Source organism: Leucobacter alluvii (genome assembly GCF_039530485.1).
GTDB lineage: Bacteria > Actinomycetota > Actinomycetes > Actinomycetales > Microbacteriaceae > Leucobacter > Leucobacter alluvii.
Genome location: NZ_BAAAOP010000001.1, coordinates 319,331 through 340,202, shown reverse-complemented (window position 1 = coordinate 340,202; position 20,872 = coordinate 319,331). Strand labels below are relative to the sequence as shown.

Below are 20,872 nucleotides of genomic sequence, written 5' to 3'. Positions count from 1 at the left end.
TCCGCCGGGACGGTGCCGATCGTGAGGGAGAACATGACCCCAGTCAACCGGCAACCACCGACATTCACGCCCCCCTTCGCGCACCCGTCGAGCGACGCCGCTCCCGGGCGCCGGCCTCAGCACTCGATGACGTTGACCGCGAGCCCGCCCATCGACGTTTCCTTGTACTTGTCACTCATGTCGCGCCCGGTCTCGCGCATCGTCGCGATGACCTGGTCGAGGCTGACGTGGTGGTCGCCGTCGCCCATGAGCGCCATCTTCGCCGCGTTGACGGCCTTCGATGCGGCGATCGCATTGCGCTCGATGCACGGAATCTGCACGAGCCCGCCGATCGGATCGCAGGTGAGACCGAGGTTGTGCTCCATCGCGATCTCAGCGGCGTTCTCCACCTGCTCCGGCGTTCCGCCGAGCACCTGGGCGAGGCCAGCCGCAGCCATCGACGAGGCAGAACCGACCTCGCCCTGGCACCCCACCTCGGCTCCCGAGATCGACGCCTGCTCCTTGTAGAGCACCCCGACCGCGCCGGCCGCGAGCAAGAAGTCGGCCACTGCGCCCTGGCGTTCCGCGTCGGACCAGGTCTGAGCCCCCGGCGCGTAGTGCGTGGCGTAGAAGAGCACGGCCGGGATGATCCCCGCAGCCCCGTTCGTCGGGGCGGTGACGACGCGCCCGCCGGTCGCGTTCTCCTCGTTGACGGCGAGCGCGACGAGGTTGATCCACTCCTGCCAGTACACGGGGTCGCGATGCGGATCGCGTTCGGTGAGACGACGATGCCACTCCGGCGCACGGCGTCGCACTTCGAGTCCTCCCGGGAGCACTCCCGTGCGCTCGAGCGCCGAGTTCTTGCAGGCCTCCATCACGTCCCAGATGTGCGCGAGGCCCGCGTAGATCTCGGCTTCCGGCCGCTGCACCCGCTCATTCGCGAGCATCACCTCGGCGATGGTGAGGCCGGCCCGTTCCGCGTGCGCGAGCAGTTCGGCCGCCGTCGTGAAGGGGTACGGCTGCTGCGCCGATCGCTCCTCGAGGCGGTCGTGCAGCGATGCTTCGGCGCCGTCGCGCACGATGAATCCTCCGCCCACCGAGAAGTACGTCTCGTCGGCGATCGATGCGCCTGCGGCGTCGTCCGCGGCGAAGCGCATCCCGTTGGTGTGCCGTGGCAGCAGCGTCAGGGGGTGCAGCACGATGTCGCCGACGGCGAAGCGCAGGATCGTCGGGGCTCCGCCCAGCCGCTCGCCCACCCGCAGCTCGCCAGTGCGCTCCAAGCGGTCGAGCGCGGCGTCCACCTGCTCGGGGAGCACCGTCTCCGGGTCGAACCCTTCGATCCCGAGGAGCACCGCGGTGAACGTGCCGTGCCCGTGGCCGGTCGCCGCGAGCGAGCCGTAGAGGTCGACCCGCAGCGAGGCGATGCGGCCGAGTTCGCGGCTGCCGGCGTCGCTGCTCCGCGCGATGCGCTCGACGAACTCCTTCGCGGCGCGCATCGGCCCGACGGTGTGCGAACTCGACGGCCCGATGCCCACCGTGAAGAGGTCGAAGACGCTGACGGCCACGAGCGCGCTCCGTATGCGCCTAGGCGCCGGAGACCTCGGCGTCGTTGTCGGCGGCGTACTGCTCGGCGTCGAGCAGCGGCCCTTCCTCCGTGACGGCGACCTTGAACAGCCACGCTGCGCCGTAGGGATCGGCGTTCAGCTGCGCCGGGTCGGCGACGAGGGCCTCGTTCACCTCGACGACCTCGCCGGCGACCGGCGAGAAGATCTCGGAGACCGACTTCGTCGATTCGACCTCGCCGACGACGGCTCCCACGGTGATCGAGGCGCCGACCTCGGGCAGCTCGACGTACACGATCTCGCCGAGCGCGTCGGCGGCGACCTCGGAGATGCCGACGACGGCCGGGCTGTCGCTCGTGACCCACTCGTGCTCTGCGGAGTACCGGAGTCCGGTCTTGACGTTGCTCATGATGCGAAGTTCCTATCTGTCGGGTGCGGGTGGAATCGGGATGATGCGGGATGCTGCTGCGGAATGCGCTCGCGCGCTACTGGCCACGGCGGTAGAACGGCAGGTCCACGACGGTGAACGGCTCGGCCTTGCCGCGCAGATCGACCTGCAGGCGCGTTCCGGCAGCGGCGTGCTCAGGTGCGACGTAGGCGAGGGCGACGGGGTACCCGAGCGTGGGGCTCGGCTGGCCGCTGGTCACGCGCCCGACCGCGTCGTCACCCGCGAGCACTGCGTACCCGGAGCGCGCCGCGCGGCGGCCGTCGCCGCGCAGACCGACGAGCTGCAACTCGGGGGTCTGCTCCCGGCGCGTCTCGAGCGCGGCGCGGCCGACGAACGCCTCGGGCTTGACGAACGAGACGACCGGGCCGAGACCCGCTTCGAAGGGCGTCACCTCGCGGCTGAGCTCGTTGCCGTAGAGCGGCATACCGGCTTCGAGGCGCAGCGAATCGCGCGAGGCGAGACCTGCGGGGATCAGACCCTGCGGCTCCCCTGCGGTGAGCAGTGCGTTCCAGAGATCCGCCGCCTCAGCGTTGGGGAGGTAGAGCTCGAACCCGTCCTCCCCGGTGTACCCGGTGCGGGCCAGCAGCACGGGGTGACCGGCCACGACCGCCTGCTCGGCAGCGTAGTACTTCATGCCCGTCACGAGCTCGCGCTGTTCCTCTGGCACGAGCGCCTGCACGATCGCGGCGGCGTTCGGACCCTGCACTGCAATGAGGCTGAGTTCGTCCGACTGATCCTCGATCTCGACGTCGAAGCCGTCCGCCCGTTCGGCGAAGGCCGCCGCGACGGTGCCGGTGTTTCCGGCGTTCGGCACCACGAGGTACACGTCTTCTGCGAGCCGGTAGCTGATGAGATCGTCGATGATCCCGCCGTCGGCATCGCAGATCAGCGAGTACTTCGCCCGTCCGACCTTGACGGCGCCGAGGTTGCCGACGAGGGCGGTGTTCAGAAAGACGGCGGCATCGGGCCCGGCGACGCGGATCTCCCCCATGTGGGAGAGGTCGAAGAGCCCGGCTGCGCTGCGCACGGCGCGGTGCTCGGCGAGTTCGGATCCGTACTTGAGCGGCATGTCCCAACCGCCGAAATCGGTGAATGCCGCGCCGCGCTCAGCGTGCTCGGCGTGCAGGGCGGTCCGCTTCGGGGAGCTCATGGTCATCATCCTCAGTTCTCGAAGGCTTCGGGCGCGGGGCACGCGCAGATCAGGTTCCGATCGCCGTAGGCGCCGTCGATGCGCCCGACCGGCGGGAAGTACTTGTCGATTCGGAGCGCCTCGACCGGGTAGGCGCCCTGCTCCCGGCCGTAGGCGCGGTCCCATGCACCGGAGATCAGCGCTTCCGCGGTGTGCGGCGCCAGACGGAGCGGCGATTCGGCGACCGCGATCCTGCCTGCGATGACCGCGTCGATCTCCGCACGGATCGTCACCATCGCTTCGATGAACCGGTCGATCTCGGCGAGGTCCTCGGACTCGGTCGGTTCCACCATGAGTGTGCCGGGGACGGGGAACGCCAGCGTCGGGGCGTGGAACCCGAAGTCGATCAGTCGCTTCGCGACGTCCTCCGCCGTCACTCCAGACTGAGCGGTGAGCGCGCGCAGGTCCAGGATGCACTCGTGCGCGACGAGCCCGGTCGCCCCGGTGAAGAGCACCGGGAAATGCTCGGTGAGCCTCGCGGCGATGTAGTTGGCGCTGAGCAGCGCCGTCTTCGTCGCGAGGGTGAGCCCCTCAGCGCCCATCATCGAGATGTAGGCGTAGGAGATGGGAAGCACGCCGGCCGAGCCGAAGAGCGTTGCGACCACGGGAACGCCGCCGCTCACCGAGTACGTGCCCGTCGGGTCGTTCGGCACGAACGGCAGCAAGTGCTCGGCCACCCCGATGGGCCCGACGCCGGGCCCGCCGCCGCCGTGCGGAATCGCGAAGGTCTTGTGCAGATTCAGGTGAGACACGTCGCCCCCGAATCGCCCCGGCTGGGCCAGGCCGACGAGCGCGTTCATGTTGGCGCCGTCGATGTAGACCTGGCCGCCCGCCTCGTGCACTTGGTCGCACACCTCGCGCACGTCGTCGTCGTACACGCCGTAGGTTGAGGGGTACGTGATCATGATGGCGGCGAGTTCGTCGCGGTGCGCGTCGATCTTCGCCGAGAGATCGGCGAGGTCGATGTGCCCCGTCTCGGTGTTCTGCACGACGACGACGCGCATCCCGGCGAGCACCGCGGAGGCAGCGTTCGTGCCGTGCGCCGAAGCGGGGATGAGGCACACCGTGCGCTGGTCGTCGCCGCGCGAGCGATGGTATCCGCGGATCGCGAGGAGACCCGCGTACTCGCCCTGTGCGCCCGAGTTCGGCTGCAACGAGATGCCCGCGTAGCCGGTGATCTCGACGAGTCGCCCCTCGAGGTCGGCGATGAGCTCGCGCCAGCCGCGCGTCTGGTCTTCGGGCGCGTACGGGTGGATCCCGGCGAATTCGGGCCAGGAGATCGCCTCCATCTCGGCGGTGGAGTTGAGCTTCATCGTGCACGAACCGAGCGGGATCATGGTGCGGTCGAGCGCGAGGTCGCGGTCTGCGAGCCGACGCAGGTAGCGCAGCATCTGGGTCTCGGAGTTGATGGTCGTGAAGATCGGGTGCGTCAGGAAGTCGCTCGTGCGCGTGAGTTCCGCGGCGAAGCCGGAGCGCTCCGATTCGGCCTCGGGGGCCTCGACGATCTCGGCCCCGAAGGCGCGCACCACGGCCGCGACATGCTCGGGAGTGGTCGTCTCGTCGGTGGAGACGCTCACCGTGTCCGCGTCGACCCGACGAAGATTGACGCCGTGCTCCGCCGCGGTCGCGATGATCTCGTCGGCCCGTCCCGGCACGCTCGCCCGCACCGTGTCGAAGAAGGACGCCGCGGCGAGCGGGATGCTCGCCGCAGCGAGCGAGGCGGCGAGCGTGCGCGCGTGTCGATGCGCTCGGGTCGCGATCTCGGTCAGCCCGTCGGCGCCGTGGTAGACGGCGTACATCGATGCGGTGATGGCGAGGAGTGCCTGCGCGGTGCAGATGTTGCTCGTGGCCTTCTCACGGCGGATGTGCTGCTCTCGGGTCTGCAGTGCGAGACGGTAGGCGGTGCGGCCGGCCGCGTCTTTCGATACGCCGACGAGCCGGCCCGGCAGCGCCCGCTCGAGCCCTGAGCGCACCGCGAGATACGCCGCGTGCGGTCCGCCGTAGAAGAGCGGTACTCCGAAACGCTGCGTGTTGCCGACGGCGACGTCGGCCCCCTGCTCCCCTGGCGGCACGATGAGGGTCAGTGCGAGCAGGTCGGCGATCACCGTGACCATCGCGCCGCGCTCCTTCGCCGCTGCGATCACTGCGGCATGATCGACGACGGCACCGTCGTCGCCCGGCTGCTGCAGCACGATGCCGAAGATGTCGCCCTCGGGCAGCCCCTGCGACAGGTCGGCGACTTCGACCTCGAAGTCGAGCGCTTCCGCGCGGCCGCGGATCACCGCGATGGTCTGCGGGAAGAGATTCGCGTCGATCACGGCGCGTGCGGCGGCGGGCGCGCGATTGGCGCGCCGCATCAGCAGCACGGCCTCGGCCGCGGCCGACGACTCGTCGAGCATGGAGGCGTTCGCGATCTCGAGAGCGGTGAGATCGGAGACCATCGTCTGGAAGTTCAGGAGCGCCTCGAGACGCCCCTGCGAGATCTCGGGCTGGTACGGCGTGTAGGCGGTGTACCAGGCCGGGCTCTCGAGCACGTTGCGCCGGATGACGGGCGGAGTGTGCGTTCCGGAGAATCCCTGTCCGATCATCTGGGTCTTGACGACGTTCTTCGCGGCGAGCGCCCGGAGGTCGGCGAGAATCTCTTCTTCGCTGCGGCCCTGGGGCAGGTCGAGGGGTTCGGACTTGCGAATCGAGGCAGGCACCGTATCGTCGACGAGTGCGTCGAGCGACTCGTAGCCGAGCTCGGCGAGCATCGTCGCGACATGCGCCGGGTCGGTGACCCCGATGTGTCGATCGGGGAAGGTGCGGGGTGCGGAAAGGGCTGTCACGAGGATCTCCGAGGGCTGTCGCGCGCGAACGCGCGGATGTACTGGGATCCTCCCCGCTCTGTATGGGACCTGAGAGATTCGGTCGCCGCCAGAGCGGGTCCCTTGCACCGTCGGTGAGCCGACGCACGCGTCAGCTGCTTTCCAGAGTTGCCGTGCTGGGGCGGTACGGGGGCCTGAGAGATTCCCGGGGAGGGATTGCTCCTACGGCGCCAGGGTCGAATCGTTCTGCCCTGAACTCTCCCGCCACAACTTGATGGCCGGTATTCACAATGTGTGCTCACTCTAGCATCGGGGCGGGATCGCGGCGCGGACGTTCCAGCGCCGAATCGCGGTCGCCGTCGGAGCGGCTCGGGGCGGGTGAGCGCCCGCCCCGAGCGGCGCATCAGCGATCCTCGTCTCTCCCGTCCATCGCGAGCAGTTGATCCTCGACCGTTCCGCCGTACCCGTCGCTCTGCGGATCGCCGTGCAGGCCCCCCGAGACCGCGTACTCCTCCTCTGGGGAGAGCACGAGCCGGTGGCGCGTATAGACGCCGAAGATGATCAGACCCAGAACGTAGACGACGACGATGGCGATGATGGCGGGCCGGAAGGTCTCGTTCAGCAGGAAGCCGACGAAGATGAGCGCCGAGATGACGGCGGCGATGATGGCGCCTGGCACGCCCCACGGGCTCAGGTACGGGCGCTTCACGTTCGGATACTTGCGTCGAAGGATGACGAAGGAGAGCATCTGCATGAAGTACGCGAGCACCGCGCCCCAGACGGCGATGTTGAGCACGATCGCGCCGCCCACGCCGCTGTCTCCACCCGTGAGCTCGACGATGATCAGCGCGGCCAGACCGATCAGCGCGCCGGCGATCAGCGCCACCCACGGGGTCTGGCGCTTGCCGGTGAGGGACAGGAATCTCGGGTAGTAGCCCGCGCGCGACAGGGAGTACATGTTGCGCCCGTAGGCGAACATGATGCCCTGCAGCGAGGCGAGGAGGCCGAAGAGCGCGAAGAGTGCGAGGAGGCCGGCGACCCACGCGAGGTCGTCGCCGAGGATCGCGCGGAAGCCGTCGAGCAGCGGTTCGCCGGCGACTCCCGTCGTCTCGGATCCCAGGACGCCGGTGTTCAGCACCAGCACGAGCAGGCCGGTGACGATCAGCGTGCCGCGAGCCCACAGCCCGGCTCGCGGGATGTCGCGCACGGGATTGTGCGATTCTTCGGCGGCGAGCGGCAGCTCCTCGATGCCGAGGAAGAGCCACATCGCGAACGGCATGGCGAAGAGGATCGGCAGCACGCCGTGCGGCAGGAAGAGGCTCTGGCCCGGGTCGGGCTCGATGTCGAAGAGGCTGCCCCAGTTCATGGCTCCGCTCGCGAGCGCCATGACGGCGAAGAGCACGAGCACTCCGATGGAGATGAGCGAGACGATGATGGCGAACTTCAGTGAGATGGCCGCGCCGGCCGTGTTCAGGCCGACGAAGGCGGCGTAGAGGATGATCCACCAGAGCCACGTCGGCAGGCTGAAGCCCATGAGCCCCTCGGTGACGCCGTTCGCGTACCCCGCGGAGAAGTAGACGATCACCGCGGTTGTGGCGACGTACTCGATCGTCTCGGCCAGACCGGTGACGAACCCGCCCCACGGGCCGAGCGCCGCCCGGCCGAAGGAGTACGCGCCGCCGGTGTGCGGCATCGCGGCCGCCATCTCGCCGATCGAGAAGATGAGCCCGTAGTACATGACCACGAGGATGGCGAAGGCGATGAGCATGCCGCCGAATCCGGCGGCCTCGATGCCGAAGTTCCATCCGGAGAAGTTGCCGGAGATCACGGCGCCGACGGCGAGGCCCCAGAGCCCCCACACGCCGGCCGATCGCTTGAGCTTGCGTTTCTCGAAGTACCCCGACTCTGCGGTGGTGTACGTGGCACCTGAAACCTTCAGGGTGTCCTTGGCCATGTCGACCTCTTTCACTACGGTGTGATGGATACGAGATGCTGCGTTGCGATGCCCGTCGCTGGGAATCGGCTGAGCGGTGCGCCACTGCCGACTATAGCGAGCTATTGGTCGTTTGCAACCACCTTTGTGCGCTGGCTGCGGCGGAGAGCTTGCATCGAACCTGGGACTTCATGATGTAATGGTCTTCAAACCTACCTTTTCAGCGCTGAGGCGCCGGGCAGGCGGAGCACGCATTCTCACCTCGACGTCGAGCACAAGGAGAGCACATGATTCCCGCGAGCGGCAATCTCACCCCCGAAGAACTTCGCGGAGCGGTCGCCGCCGGCGAGATCGACACCGTCATCGTCGCGTTCACCGACATACAGGGACGCCTCGTCGGCAAGCGCGTCTCGGCGCGGCTCTTCCTCGAAGACGTCATGGCGCACGGCGCCGAGTGCTGCAACTATCTGCTCGCGGTCGACGTCGAGCTCAACACCGTCGACGGCTACGCCCTGACGAGTTGGGAGAGCGGTTACGGCGACATGGCGATGATCCCCGACCTCGACACGCTGCGACGCATCCCATGGCTGCCCGGAACCGCCCTCGTCATGGCCGATCTCACGCTCGCGAGCGACCACTCCCCCATCTCCGTGTCTCCGCGCCAGATCCTGAAGCACCAGATCGATCGCCTCGCCGCGCACGACCTCGTACCCTTCATCGGCACCGAGCTCGAGTTCCTCGTCTTCGACGACGACTACCGCAGCGCCTGGCGCAGCGGCTACCGCGACCTCACTCCGGCGAGCGACTACAACACGGATTACGCTCTGCAGGGCTCCACCCGCATCGAGCCGCTGCTGCGCGACATCCGCAATTCGATGGACGCCGCGGGCATGTACTGCGAGGGCGTCAAGGGCGAGTGCAACCTCGGGCAGCAGGAGATCGCCTTCCGCTACACGCACGCACTGCCGACGTGCGACAACCACTCGATCTACAAGAGCGGATCGAAGGAGATCGCCGAGAAGCACGGCAAGAGCATCACGTTCATGGCGAAGTTCAACGAGCGCGAGGGCAACAGCTGCCACGTGCACGCGAGCCTGCGCAACACCGCAGGAGACCCGGTCTTCGCGGACGACGACGCTCCCGACGGCATGTCGCAGACGTTCCGCCACTTCATCGCGGGGCAGCTCGCGGCGATGCGCGAGTTCACGCTGCTCTACGCACCCAATATCAACTCGTACAAGCGCTACGTCGACGGCAGCTTCGCGCCCACCGCGGTCGCGTGGGGCCACGACAACCGCACCTGCGCGCTCCGCGTCGTCGGGCACGGCCAGGGCATGCGCGTGGAGAACCGCGTGCCAGGGGGCGATGTGAATCAGTACCTCGCCGTCGCAGGCATGCTCGGCTCCGGCCTCGCGGGCATCGAGCAGCAGCTCGAACTCGGTGAGCCGCTCCGGGGCAACGCCTACACGAGCGACGTCGCCCGGGTTCCCACCACCCTGCGCGAGGCGGCCGACCTCTTCGAGCAGTCCTCGCTCGCACGCGACATCTTCGGCGACGAGGTGGTCGAGCACTACACCCATGCGGCTCGCGTGGAAGTGCGAGCCTACGACGCCGCCGTCACCGATTGGGAGCGGGTCCGTGGCTTCGAACGACTCTGACGCGCCGGCTCCGCCGCTCATCGGCATCACGAGCTACCTCGAGCAGGCTCAGACGGGGGTCTGGGATGTCCCGGCCTCCTTCCTCCCGCAGGTGTATCTCGATGCGGTCACCGATGTCGGCGGCGTCGCGATCGTGCTGCCCCCGCAACCGGTCGCGCCCGGTGTCGCTCGGGGCATCGTCTCTCGGCTCGACGGGCTCATCCTCTCGGGCGGCGCCGACGTCGATCCTGCGCGCTACCGGGCCGATCCCCACGAGCGCACCGGAGCTCCGCGCACCGACCGCGACGCGTTCGAGGCGGCGCTGCTCGAAGCGGCCATCGACGCGCAGCTCCCGCTGCTCGGCATCTGCCGGGGAGCGCAGGTCATCAACGTCGAGCTCGGGGGTACGCTGATCCAGCATCTCCCCGACGTCGTCGGCGACGACCGGTACCAGGCCGGCCAGGGGGTGTTCACGGAGATCGATGTCGAGGTCGACGCCGGGTCGCGCATCGGAGAGCTGCTCGGCGATGACCGCAACGCCCGCGCGCACCTGTATCACCACCAGGCGATCGATGCGCTCGCCGACGGGCTCACCGCGACCAGTCGCACCGTCGACGGCATCATCGAATCGATCGAGATCGACGCCCTGCCCTTCGGGGTCGCCGTGCAGTGGCATCCAGAGGAGAACCGTGAGGATCGCCGGCTCTTCGCCGGCCTCGTCTCAGCCGCGGCGACGTACCGTTCCCGGCGCGAGAGCGTCATCCCGTCACCCGTCCCGTCATCCGAGCACGCATCGAAGGAGCAGCCGTGAGCTACACCGTCATCAACCCCGCGACCGGAGCCCCGGTCACCGAGGTGGCCCACCTCGACGTCGACGCCACCGACGCCGCGATCGCGCACGCGGTCCGAGCTCAGCGCGACTGGGCGTCCGTCGCACCCGCCGACCGCGCTCGCGTGCTCCGACGATTCGCCGACGCGGTGGATGCCGACGTCGAGCACCTCGCACAACTCGAGACCGCCAATTCCGGTCACCCCATCACCCAGTCGCGGTGGGAGGCCGGGCACGTGCGCGACGTGCTGGAATACTACTCCGGCTCGCCCGAGCGCCTGATCGGCCAGCAGATTCCCGTCGCGGGAGGCATGAACGTCACGTTCCACGAACCGCTCGGCGTCGTGGGCGTCATCACGCCCTGGAACTTCCCGATGACCATCGCCTCGTGGGGCTTCGCCCCGGCGCTCGCCGCGGGCAACGCCGTCGTGCTGAAGCCGGCCGAGTGGACGCCGCTCACGAGCCTGCGGCTCGGCGAGCTCGCGCTCGAAGCGGGACTGCCGGAGGGCCTCTTCCAGGTGCTGGCCGGGCGCGGTTCGGTCGTCGGCGAACGCTTCGTGACGAATCCGTCGGTGCGCAAGGTCGTCTTCACGGGGTCGACCGAGGTCGGCAAGCGCATCATGGCTGGGTGCGCCGATCAGGTGAAGCGGGTCACGCTCGAACTCGGCGGCAAGAGCGCGAACATCGTGTTCGCCGACGCCGACATCGAGCGGGCCGCAGCGACCGCGCCGTACTCGGTGTTCGACAACGCCGGCCAGGATTGCTGCGCCCGAAGCCGACTGCTCGTGCAGCGCAGCGTCTACGACCGCTTCATGGAGCACTTCGAACGGGCTGTGCAGGGTGTGCGGGTCGGCGATCCGACGCTCGAATCGACGGAGGTCGGGCCCCTCGTCACGCAGGCGCACCGCGAGAGCGTCGCCGGCTTCCTCACCGACGACGTGCCCGTCGCGTTCCGGGGTTCCTGCCCGGACGGGCCGGGCGCGTGGTTCGCTCCCACGGTGGTCACTCCCGAGCGAGGCTCGCGCATCGCCACTGAGGAGGTGTTCGGGCCGGTCGTCTCGGTCCTGCCCTTCGAAGACGAGGCCGACGCGCTGCACCTCGCGAACGACTCCGATTTCGGGCTGAGCGGTTCGATCTGGACGTCCGACCTCGGCCGCGGCATCCGCGTCGCCCGCGGCGTCGAGGGCGGCAACCTCTCGGTCAACTCGCACTCCTCGGTGCGATACACGACGCCCTTCGGCGGCTTCAAGCAGTCGGGGCTCGGGCGGGAGCTCGGCCCTGACGCGGCAGAGCACTTCACCGAGACGAAGAACGTGTTCTTCGCGAGCGAGTAACCCCGGGCCCGCCCGTCCCCGCATCTCCCACGCTGTACCCTGCTTTCCTCAGGAAGGATCCGTCATGAGCGACATCACCCCCATCGACCTCACGCAGCGCCTCGCCGGCAAGGTCGCCGTCATCACCGGCGGCGGAAGCGGCATCGGTCTCGCCACTGCCCGACGCATGCGCGCCGAAGGAGCGCGCATCGTCATCGGCGACATGGACGAGACGAGCGGCGCAGCGGCGGCCGCCGCAGTCGACGGCCTCTTCGTCAAGGTGAACGTCACCGACGAAGCGCAGGTCAACCATCTCTTCGACACGGCGGCGCGCGAGTACGGCGCGGTCGACATCGCCTTCAACAACGCCGGCATCTCCCCGGACGACGACGACTCGATCGAGGTCACCGAACTGCCCGCGTGGGAGAAGGTGCAGGATGTGAATCTCAAGAGCGTCTACCTGTGCTCGCGGGCGGCGCTCCGCCACATGACGGCGCAGGGATCCGGATCGATCATCAACACGGCCTCGTTCGTCGCGATCATGGGTTCGGCCACCTCGCAGATCTCGTACACCGCGTCGAAGGGCGGCGTGCTCGCCATGACGCGCGAGCTCGGCGTGCAGTTCGCGCGGCAGGGCATCCGCGTGAACGCGCTCTGCCCCGGGCCGGTGAACACTCCGCTGCTGCAGGAGCTCTTCGCGAAGGATCCGGAGCGCGCCGCCCGACGTCTCGTGCACGTTCCCGTCGGCCGCTTCGCTCAGCCGGAGGAGCTCGCCGCATCCGTCGCCTTCCTGGCGAGCGACGACGCCTCCTTCATCACCGCCTCCACCTTCCTCGTCGACGGCGGGCTGACGAGCGCGTACACGACGCCGCTCTGAGCGCCGCACGATGGAAGCGGCAGAGGGCATCGAGCTGCTCATCAGGGCGGCGCGGCCCACCAATGCGTACGAGGAGACGATGCAGCGGCTGCTGCAATCGATCCGCCTCGGCATGATCGGTCCGGGCGAGCGGCTCCCGGCGGAGCGCGACCTGGCGACGATGCTCAAGGTGAGCCGCGACACGGTGCGCGAGGCGCTCGCGACGCTCGCCGACGCCGGATACGTCGTCTCTCGGCGAGGCCGGTACGGCGGCACCTTCGTCGCCGAGCGCATTCCCGAGGACTCCGCGCTGGGAGGCGGCTCCGCGACCCTGCCGAGCGCTGCGGAGATCGAGGACGTCACGACGCTGCGCCGCGTGCTCGAGGTGGGGGCGGCCCGCGAAGCGGCAGGGCGAGAGCTCTCCGCGGAGGAGCGGGCCGCGCTCGCTCACGCGCTGGAGGAGTGCTCGAGCTCGGAAGCGGCGGATCACCGACGGCTCGACTCGCGCCTCCACCTGCTGATCGCCGAGCTCTCGGGCTCCACGAGCCTCGTACCGCTCGTCGCCAACCTGCGCACGCGCGTCAATGCGCTGCTCGAAGCGATTCCGATGCTGCAGCCCAACATCGTGCACTCGAACGATCAGCACGAAGCGATCGTGTCGGCGATTCTCGCCGGGCGACCGCAGTCGGCGGCGGAGGCGATGCTCGAGCACGTCGAAGGCTCCTCCGCGCTGCTGCGCGGGTTCCTCACGAGGCACTGAGAGGGCGACCGCGCTCCGCACGGCTCAGCGCAGGCTCGCGATGACCTCCGACGCTGATCGCACGCGCGTGAGATGCCCGACCCCTTCGCCGGCATCGACGGGAACGATCGAGTAATCGCCCGCCGCTGCGGCGGCCGCGAACGCGGAGCGCGCCTCGGCGTCGCCCGCGAGTTCGTCCTCGCGCCCATGCCACTGATCGATGAAGGGCGTGCGCAGCAGCCGCTCCGGAAAGCGCTCCGGCCAGGGCCGCTCGAGCGCCACATCGTAGACCCGGGTGACCAGCGTGTCGGCGGCGGATCCCCGGAGCAGCGCGTCCCGAGCCGGCGGCGGGGTCAGCGCCTCATCGCACGCGGCGAATGCGGTGCCGACCCACGCTCCCGCGGCGCCGGCGTCGAGCACCCTGGCCACATCGCTCGACGTGCTGATCGCCCCTGCTGCGAGTACGGGAGCGTCGACGGCGGCGATGATCTCGGCGAGCAGCGCATCCCGCGGGTGCTGATGATCGCCGTGACCGCCGCCCTCCCGGCCGCGGGCGACGATCGCATCGACGCCGGCGGCCGCGGCGCGCATCGCCTCGTCGACCGTCGCCGACTGCGTCACGGCGATGGCACCGGAGGCGTGCACCCGTTCGACCCACGACGCGTCGGCGTGCGCGTCGCCCCATTCGCCGAAGCTCACCGAGACGAGCGCTGGCCCTGCGGCGAGCGCGCGCTCGAACAGCTCGGGATCCCGCGCGATTCCCCAGGCGACCAGCCCGATGCCGAACGGCGCTCCACCGGCGCCGATTCCGTCTCCGAGAGCCCCGAGCTCCCGTTCGAGTGCGGTGACGGAACCCGCACTGCCCATGCCGATCATCCCGAGCCCGCCCGCTCGCGACACGGCGGCGGCCAGTCGTCCGCCGGCGACACCCCCCATGGGTGCGCACACGATCGGGGTGGACAGTCCCAGGGAACGGGCCCAGTCGGTGAGTCTGCCGTTGCTCATGCCGCCCAGGCTACCGCCGCACGGTCGCGCCGGAAACTACTCCTGGCCGGCGCAGTAGGTCGACAGCCGTTCCTCGCCAGCGGTCAGCGCCTCGTCCCAGACGGTGAACGCTGCGTCTGCTTCGGCGATGTACGCATCGAGCTCGTCGGCAGGGAGCTGGAGCGCCTGCTCCTCCGTGAGCAGAGTGGTGACCACGTCTTCGTAGTACGTCTCGTAGGCGTCATACATGCGCGCCATCTCCGCGTAAGCCTCGGGATCGGTCACCTGCGCCAGCGCCGCCGTGAGCTGCGCGAGCCCGTCGGCCGCCTGGAGCTGCGCCGCGGCGACGTCACCCCTCGCCGCGGCATTGGAGGCGCCGCTGAACACCAGGCCGGCATCGACCCAGTCACCATTGGCGACCTCGCACGCCTGCGCTGCAGTTTGACCGCTCTGCATCACGCCGCACAATTCGTAGCGCCGCACGTCGGCATCGGACATCTGCTGCTCGAAGGCGCTCTTCTGCTTCCCCAGAATGAGGACGAGATTCGCAGGGTCGTCGGGGTTGGCGACGTACCCTTCTGGAATATCACCGAGGCCCGTCCAAATGGTGTCGGCGTACTGCTGATGCGCACTGATCGACGCGTCAAGGGCGTCGTGCAGTTCGGAAACGTCGACGCGGTCGGCGATGTCTTGCAGGGTGGAGATCACCGCTTGGTGCTCCGTTCGCTTCCTCTCGAAATCTTTGCTCTCGGTATCCGCTTCGAGGGCCACCCACGGGTCGAGAGCGAATCCCCATTCGGCATTCACCGTCTCGCACGCGCCGTCCAGGCTCTGCTCGGCCTGCGACGTTGGCGCCGGGGCGGGCACGGCGTCGTCCGTGACCGATGGAATCAGCGCCGTGCACCCCGCCGCGCCCACCATCAGCGCGATGGCCGCCGCGACGATTCCTCCGCGCCTCATGGCGGTCCTCATGGTGTCTCCTCGATCGTCGCAGTCATCGCGGATGTCGCCGTCCCGCGACGGTACGTCAGGTCGCGGATCCGGCGATCCTTGTCGATGCCCTTCTCCTCGAACGCGGTGAGGATGCGCCCGTCGAAGCGCTCGGCCCACTCCCCCGAGAAGTCGCGCTCGAAGCCCTCGGCGGCATCGAGCACCTGCCGCATGTGCTCGGCGTAGTTCTCCCAGTCCGTCGCGAGCCGCAGCACGCCGCCGGGCCGCAGCGCGCGACGGGCCACGCGCGCGAAGTCATCATTCACCAGACGCCGTTTGTGGTGCCGCACCTTCTTCCACGGGTCCGGGAAGAACACCCAGATCTCGTCGACCGAGCCTGCTGGCAGGTACTTCTCGAGCAGTTCCGGCGCGTTCACCTCTGCGAGGCGCAGGTTCTCGACGCCCGCCACCTCTGCCCGGATGATGGTGCGGGCCAGCCCCGCGCGGAACACCTCGATCGCGAGGAAGTTCGTGTCCGGCCGGGTCTGCGATGCGTGCAGGATCGCATGCCCCTGCCCGGACCCCACCTCCACGATGAGCGGCGCCGTCCGCCCGAAGATCTGCTCCGGGTCGCCGGTCTCCCCATCGGCGACGCTGGTCGCCGCGGGGCCGTGCGCGATATCGAGCACGTACTTCTCAGCATGATCGGCCCACGCCCGCTCCTGCGACGGCGTCATGCGACCGCTCCGCCGCACGAACGAGACCGGCTTCTCCCGGAAGGTCGTCGGGTCGAAGCTCTTGGGCGGAAGTGGCTGCTGCTCGGTCACCCCATAACGGTAGTCGGGGCTGCGGCCCGGGGCAAAGCCGGAGGTGATCGGGCAGTAGCATGGAGACGGCTGTACACCGTGCCCGAGCGAAGGAGCGCATGATGACCAGACGGATCCTGCTGGTGAATGGACCCAATCTCAATCTGCTCGGCACACGGGAGCCCGAGGTCTACGGCACGGACACGCTCGCCGAGGTCGAGTCGCTCGCAGCGCGCGTCGCCGCCGAGTTCTCGCTCGAGGTGCGCGCCGTGCAGAGCAACCACGAGGGCGAGCTCATCGACGCGATTCACGCGGCGCGCGAGGACTGCGCGGCGATCATCATCAATCCGGGCGCGTTCACGCACACGTCGATCGCGATCCGCGACGCGATCAGCGGAGTCGAGCTGCCGACCGCCGAGGTGCACATCTCGAACGTGCACGCGCGCGAGGAGTTCCGCCAGCACTCCTACCTCTCGGGCGTCGCGGCCTGCGTGATCGTGGGATGCGGCGTGCAGGGGTACGAGTTCGCGGTGCGCCGGATCGCGGCACTGCTGGGCGCGTCACCCGCTCCGGCGGCCGGAAGGGCGTAAAGCGTTTGGCACCGAGCAGCATTAATCAATGACTGTAAGCCTCCTCATCGTCCGAAGACAGCAGGATGCAGTCGAAGTTCCGATGCTCGAGCCATCGCTGCATCGACTCCGGCGTCTCCGATTTCGGCGTCACGTGCAACGAGTCCGCCTCGAACACGTAACCGGGCGCAGGCATTTCCACCGGCGGATTGTCGCTCACGTACTGATAGGAGAACTCGACGACCTTCCGGTCGCCGTTCAACAGGAAACCGGACTCGCTCGAACCGTAGAAACTGTTCTCGTTGGTGTACTCGAACCCCAGCATATTGTTCACCATGTAGCCGTACGTGCCCGGGCCCACCACCAGCATCCGATCCCACTGCTCCGGGATCAGCGACGTCGCCGGCACGATCTCACCCGAGGCACACGCTTGCCGCAACGCCGTATCGAAGTCGTCCGCCCGAGCAGGCGCTTCGAAACGCTCGATCACGCCGGCGCACCCCGCTGTGCTCACGAGTGCGACGCTTGCAACGCACGCAGCCGCCTTCCGGCCCAGGTGACGCTTCGCAAATAGTTTTATCACTGCCAGTACCCACTTCCCGACCGAGGAATCGGGGTCTTCCTGCGATCTCCGGCGGCCGGAAGGGCGTAAAGCGTTTGGCACCGAGCAGCATTAATCAATGACTGTAAGCCTCCTCATCGTCCGAAGACAGCAGGATGCAGTCGAAGTTCCGATGCTCGAGCCATCGCTGCATCGACTCCGGCGTCTCCGATTTCGGCGTCACGTGCAACGAGTCCGCCTCGAACACGTAACCGGGCGCAGGCATTTCCACCGGCGGATTGTCGCTCACGTACTGATAGGAGAACTCGACGACCTTCCGGTCGCCGTTCAACAGGAAACCGGACTCGCTCGAACCGTAGAAACTGTTCTCGTTGGTGTACTCGAACCCCAGCATATTGTTCACCATGTAGCCGTACGTGCCCGGGCCCACCACCAGCATCCGATCCCACTGCTCCGGTATCAACGACGTCGCCGGCACGATCTCACCCGAGGCACACGCCTGCCGCAACGCCGCATCAAAGTCGTCGGCGCGTGCTCTCGCAGCGTCGCTCTCGATCACGCCGGCGCACCCCGCTGTGCTCACGAGTGCGACGCTTGCAACGCACGCAGCCGCCTTCCGGCCCAGGTGACGCTTCGCAAATAGTTTTATCACTGCCAGTACCCACTTCCTGACCGAGGAATCGGGGTCTTCCTGCGATCATCGATCCCGAACTCTGCACGATCCCTGCCTGGAAGGCTGTCTCTACCAGACAGTTCATCAAAGGACTTTGGCTCAGGGTGCGCTCCCTCGTAGTCACTCCATCGGAGTCGTCCGTCATCACCGACGGTGATGAGGTCGCCGTTTCTCGCTGCACGCTCGACGAGTTCCGCGAGCTCCTCGTCACTCACGTGCGGATGCTGCAGTGCGAAGGTGCGGCCCACTTCATTGTTGTAGAGATCCATCGCTTCAGCCGGGCCGGGGTTGCTGCCGTACCCCTCGTGCGCACTCGTGAATTCCTCTGCCCAGTCGGGCCCGAAACGCCTTGTCAACAGCGCGGACCAGTAGGTGTGGCGAAACGCATCGTTCCGGTCGTAGTTGCCCGGCCGGCCCGTACCACTCGGAAATCTCTCGGCGGCAACTGACTGCGCAGACTTCTGAACCTCGTAGGCGTCCTTGAGGTCCCACGCCCACAGGCTCTCCAGCATGTCCTTCTCCTTCGCCGTCATCTTGATGTTGAAATTCAAGCCCAGACGCTCCATCAGCCATCGCACGATCCCGTGCGGGATGCCCCAGGGCGCCCACAAACGCAGTTCTCCGCCGTCGCGCGGATCGTCGGCGACCTGGTATTTCACGAGGATCTCCTCGAGGCTCGGCTTGTCACGCGAACCACCGCCTGCCGCGCCGGTGCTGGTGAACCCCAGTGTCGCAGCGACGGCGTGCAGCGACTGCTGAGTGTGCTGCAAACGGGCGACGAGCTTCGCGTGCGCCGCCTGCGCTGCCGCCTCCCGCGCCGTCTGAGCGACACGAAGCCGGGCGTAGGCGGTCTTCACCGTCGTCGAGGATGCGATCGCGCCTCCGCGTGCGACGTCAGCGACCGCCAAGGCGAGCGCGTGCTCGGCGTGCAATGTCGGCGGGAGCGCGTCGAGTAGATTCCAGGCTTCGTCGAGCGTGGCATTGGCTGCACTCACCAGCGATGGAAGTCGCGCGAGCTCCTCGACGTGCGAGAGGAGATGCGACGCGCTCGTCGCGAAGGCCGCTGATGCCGCCGCTCCTGTCTTCCCGGTGAAACCTGGATCAGCCGCGGCCTTCCGCCAGGTGCGTGCCGCACTCTCGAACGTGACGCGTGCCGCGGAGTGCGCCCATTCGTCACCGTAACGCGGCGCACGTGCGATCACCTCGAGACGAGACTCGAAGAACCCGCTCATGAGAACCCGCCGAGAACTCGGGCGATGATGTCCACGATGTCCTGCTCGACCGAGATCATCTCGGCGAGAGCATCGGCGAGATGATCTCCGGCAGCAGCGAGCGCCTCACCGGTGCTTCGGCACAGCATCCCGACCGCTGCACCCACGTCAGAGAACGCCGCGTCGACTCCGCGGAGTTCGGGCACGCCAGACTCCTGCCCCAGTGGAGCATCGGCGGCGGTCACGTCGTGCGCAGAGCGCTGGAGCGCCTCGGCGCGAGACCGCACGAGGTCCGCGACGAACGACACGCGCCCGCTCACCAGCCACCTCGCGTGATTCGTGGTTGCAGCGAATTCGGCACGCTGCGGGTGTCCTTCGTCGCACGTCGCATGGGGTACTCCTTTTTCGAGCCACCCCCGTATCAAGGTATAGCAGAGTACCCGAGAGCATTCACGTTCCACTCCGCGCCCGGCCTCGCCCCCCCCCGATTCGACAGAAGCAGACCGTGCTCAGGCCGGCTCCCGCTACGGCGCCGTCGGGAACCAGTCGAAGAGATCCGGCTGGTGCGCGTGCACAAGCACCGCGAAGACGACGGCGTCGAAGAGCAGGTGCACCGTCACCACGTACGAGAGTGAACGCGTGCGCAGGTAGATGATGCCCTGGATCAGTGCGAACGGAATCGTGAGCAGCGGCCCCCACGAGCGGTACCCGAGCTCCCAGAGGAACGACACGAAGACGACCATCTGCAGCAGATTCGCCAGCCACACCGGGAAGTGCCGCAGCAGCACGGCGAACACCGTGCAGATGAAGAACAGCTCGTCCCAGATGCCGACCGCGCCCACCCCGACGAAGAGTCGCGCCACGAGTTCCGGGGTGTCGACGACCGGCCAGTTCGTGTAGACGCCTGAGGAGATGAAGTACCAGGGCAGGATCACCCAGGCGAGCACGATCACGGCGACGAGCCACGCCCAGTGATAAGGACCCCAGCGCTCACCCCGCGCCGACCCGGCGCCCCGCCAGGGGAAGCTCGTCGCCCGATCGCGGTAGACGAAGCGCGAGACGACGTAGGGCAGCGCGACGGCGCCGCCGAGCGCCAGCGTGAACTTCACCATCGACCAGTTGTCGAGGTGAGCGGCGAGCGGAATCAAGCGGACGACTCCGAGACCCATGACGATGAGCGACAGGTCGCGCAGCAGGGACGGCGGCCGCTGCGACCGGTCCGGTTCGAAGCCCACCCGCATGAGCACGTGCGGCGCAGCGCGCCCGTCTCGCGTCCGACCCGCGAGCGCTGCCAGCGCGAGCCCGATGACGCCGAGGGCGATCCCTGCCCAGATCCAGTGGAGCACGAACCAGACAGGCGCCATGGCGCACACGCAGACTGCCGCCGAAATCGCGAGGGGGCTCGGGCGCCGCGTTTCCGGGCGCTGCGCCGACTCCGGTGCCGGCATCAGAGGAAGCGACTGCGCACGGGGCCGGGGGCCGCCGCTAACGGGACGAGTCGGTCATCGATGGGAAACGGCACCCGGTACGCGGAGACCGGGGCCCCGATGTCGCCGAAGTCGTCTTCCTTGACCCCGATTCCTGTCGCAGACGCCTCGACGATGCGTACGCGGATCCACTCCCCGCTCTCGGTGCGCAAGGCGTAGGCATCCGCGAGGTACCCGATCCCGAGTGCCTCGAGCAGTTCCTCGGCCGCGAGCCAGTCGATCGGCTCGGGCGACCGCGGGCGACCCAGCAGGTCGTAGGGGACGAACCCGTCGCCGACGGGTTCGATCCAACCCACGGGCTCGCGGTCCTCTCGGCGGTGCGCGATCCACGTTTCGGGAAGGGTCATGCTGCGAGCCT

20 protein-coding genes and 2 riboswitches are annotated in these 20,872 nt (G+C 68.3%); of the genes, 6 read left to right on the top strand and 14 right to left on the bottom strand.

The window, feature by feature from the left end:
* Positions 1–116 precede the first annotated feature (116 nt).
* From ABFX18_RS01545 to ABFX18_RS01525, 5 genes are all read right to left on the bottom strand, one after another.
* Complete coding sequence (locus tag ABFX18_RS01545; protein WP_346057149.1) at positions 117–1,544, bottom strand: L-serine ammonia-lyase; 1,428 nt, start codon at positions 1,542–1,544, stop codon at positions 117–119.
* 19 nt (positions 1,545–1,563) lie between these two features.
* Complete coding sequence (gene gcvH / locus ABFX18_RS01540; RefSeq protein WP_346057148.1) at positions 1,564–1,950, bottom strand: glycine cleavage system protein GcvH; 387 nt, start codon at positions 1,948–1,950, stop codon at positions 1,564–1,566.
* A 76-nt stretch (positions 1,951–2,026) separates the two neighbouring features.
* Positions 2,027–3,139 (bottom strand): glycine cleavage system aminomethyltransferase GcvT, encoded by a 1,113-nt coding sequence (gcvT, locus tag ABFX18_RS01535; RefSeq protein WP_428833614.1) that lies wholly within the window; start codon positions 3,137–3,139, stop codon positions 2,027–2,029.
* 11 nt (positions 3,140–3,150) lie between these two features.
* Positions 3,151–6,006, bottom strand: coding sequence for an aminomethyl-transferring glycine dehydrogenase (gene gcvP, locus ABFX18_RS01530; protein WP_346057146.1), 2,856 nt, complete (start codon positions 6,004–6,006; stop codon positions 3,151–3,153).
* A gap of 48 nt (positions 6,007–6,054) precedes the next feature.
* Positions 6,055–6,156: riboswitch (glycine riboswitch) on the bottom strand.
* Position 6,157: 1 nt separating this feature from the next.
* Positions 6,158–6,259, bottom strand: a riboswitch (glycine riboswitch).
* A gap of 129 nt (positions 6,260–6,388) precedes the next feature.
* Positions 6,389–7,939, bottom strand: a complete 1,551-nt coding sequence (locus ABFX18_RS01525; protein ID WP_200331502.1) for an amino acid permease — start codon at positions 7,937–7,939, stop codon at positions 6,389–6,391.
* A 266-nt stretch (positions 7,940–8,205) separates the two neighbouring features.
* Between ABFX18_RS01525 and ABFX18_RS01520 the strand changes: the two genes are divergently transcribed.
* The 5 genes from ABFX18_RS01520 (at position 8,206) to ABFX18_RS01500 (ending at position 13,313) form a co-directional block, all read left to right on the top strand.
* Positions 8,206–9,576: a glutamine synthetase family protein gene (locus ABFX18_RS01520; protein WP_346057145.1), complete on the top strand. Its 1,371-nt coding sequence runs from the start codon at positions 8,206–8,208 to the stop codon at positions 9,574–9,576.
* Positions 9,557–10,366 carry a gamma-glutamyl-gamma-aminobutyrate hydrolase family protein gene (locus tag ABFX18_RS01515; RefSeq protein ID WP_346057144.1) on the top strand — a complete coding sequence of 270 codons (810 nt, stop codon included), beginning with the start codon at positions 9,557–9,559 and terminating at the stop codon, positions 10,364–10,366. Before ABFX18_RS01520 ends, ABFX18_RS01515 begins: the two co-directional genes overlap by 20 nt.
* Positions 10,363–11,718: an aldehyde dehydrogenase family protein gene (locus ABFX18_RS01510; protein ID WP_200331498.1), complete on the top strand. Its 1,356-nt coding sequence runs from the start codon at positions 10,363–10,365 to the stop codon at positions 11,716–11,718. The genes ABFX18_RS01515 and ABFX18_RS01510 overlap by 4 nt, the downstream gene beginning before the upstream one ends.
* 64 nt (positions 11,719–11,782) lie before the next feature.
* Entirely contained in the window at positions 11,783–12,574 is a 792-nt protein-coding gene (locus ABFX18_RS01505; RefSeq protein ID WP_090150619.1) for a 3-oxoacyl-ACP reductase, read from the top strand.
* A 10-nt stretch (positions 12,575–12,584) separates the two neighbouring features.
* The gene (locus ABFX18_RS01500) at positions 12,585–13,313 is read left to right on the top strand and encodes a FadR/GntR family transcriptional regulator (RefSeq protein ID WP_336662540.1); all 729 of its coding nucleotides are present in this window, start codon (positions 12,585–12,587) and stop codon (positions 13,311–13,313) included.
* Positions 13,314–13,337: 24 nt separating this feature from the next.
* Here the strand turns inward: ABFX18_RS01500 and ABFX18_RS01495 are convergent, their stop codons facing one another.
* Genes ABFX18_RS01495 through trmB form a run of 3 tightly spaced genes read right to left on the bottom strand, consistent with a single transcriptional unit; the run spans position 13,338 to position 16,033 of the window.
* Positions 13,338–14,297, bottom strand: a complete 960-nt coding sequence (locus ABFX18_RS01495) for an NAD(P)H-dependent flavin oxidoreductase (protein WP_346057143.1) — start codon at positions 14,295–14,297, stop codon at positions 13,338–13,340.
* Between the two features lie 36 nt (positions 14,298–14,333).
* Positions 14,334–15,248 carry a hypothetical protein gene (locus ABFX18_RS01490; protein ID WP_346057142.1) on the bottom strand — a complete coding sequence of 305 codons (915 nt, stop codon included), beginning with the start codon at positions 15,246–15,248 and terminating at the stop codon, positions 14,334–14,336.
* Complete coding sequence (gene trmB, locus ABFX18_RS01485) at positions 15,245–16,033, bottom strand: tRNA (guanosine(46)-N7)-methyltransferase TrmB (protein WP_346057141.1); 789 nt, start codon at positions 16,031–16,033, stop codon at positions 15,245–15,247. The genes ABFX18_RS01490 and trmB overlap by 4 nt, the downstream gene beginning before the upstream one ends.
* 101 nt (positions 16,034–16,134) lie before the next feature.
* Between trmB and aroQ the strand changes: the two genes are divergently transcribed.
* Complete coding sequence (aroQ, locus tag ABFX18_RS01480; RefSeq protein WP_211648756.1) at positions 16,135–16,602, top strand: type II 3-dehydroquinate dehydratase; 468 nt, start codon at positions 16,135–16,137, stop codon at positions 16,600–16,602.
* Between the two features lie 25 nt (positions 16,603–16,627).
* Here the strand turns inward: aroQ and ABFX18_RS01475 are convergent, their stop codons facing one another.
* The 6 genes from ABFX18_RS01475 to ABFX18_RS01450 all read right to left on the bottom strand — a co-directional run bounded on the left by ABFX18_RS01475 (position 16,628) and on the right by ABFX18_RS01450 (position 20,861).
* Positions 16,628–17,095, bottom strand: coding sequence for a hypothetical protein (locus ABFX18_RS01475; RefSeq protein ID WP_346057140.1), 468 nt, complete (start codon positions 17,093–17,095; stop codon positions 16,628–16,630).
* A gap of 163 nt (positions 17,096–17,258) precedes the next feature.
* Positions 17,259–17,726 carry a hypothetical protein gene (locus ABFX18_RS01470; protein ID WP_346057139.1) on the bottom strand — a complete coding sequence of 156 codons (468 nt, stop codon included), beginning with the start codon at positions 17,724–17,726 and terminating at the stop codon, positions 17,259–17,261.
* 65 nt (positions 17,727–17,791) lie between these two features.
* Complete coding sequence (locus tag ABFX18_RS01465) at positions 17,792–19,048, bottom strand: DUF6973 domain-containing protein (RefSeq protein WP_346057138.1); 1,257 nt, start codon at positions 19,046–19,048, stop codon at positions 17,792–17,794.
* Positions 19,045–19,347 carry a hypothetical protein gene (locus ABFX18_RS01460; protein ID WP_346057137.1) on the bottom strand — a complete coding sequence of 101 codons (303 nt, stop codon included), beginning with the start codon at positions 19,345–19,347 and terminating at the stop codon, positions 19,045–19,047. The genes ABFX18_RS01465 and ABFX18_RS01460 overlap by 4 nt, the downstream gene beginning before the upstream one ends.
* A gap of 204 nt (positions 19,348–19,551) precedes the next feature.
* Complete coding sequence (locus tag ABFX18_RS01455) at positions 19,552–20,391, bottom strand: CPBP family glutamic-type intramembrane protease (protein WP_346057136.1); 840 nt, start codon at positions 20,389–20,391, stop codon at positions 19,552–19,554.
* Between the two features lie 83 nt (positions 20,392–20,474).
* Positions 20,475–20,861 (bottom strand): hypothetical protein, encoded by a 387-nt coding sequence (locus ABFX18_RS01450; RefSeq protein WP_346057135.1) that lies wholly within the window; start codon positions 20,859–20,861, stop codon positions 20,475–20,477.
* Positions 20,862–20,872: the final 11 nt, after the last annotated feature.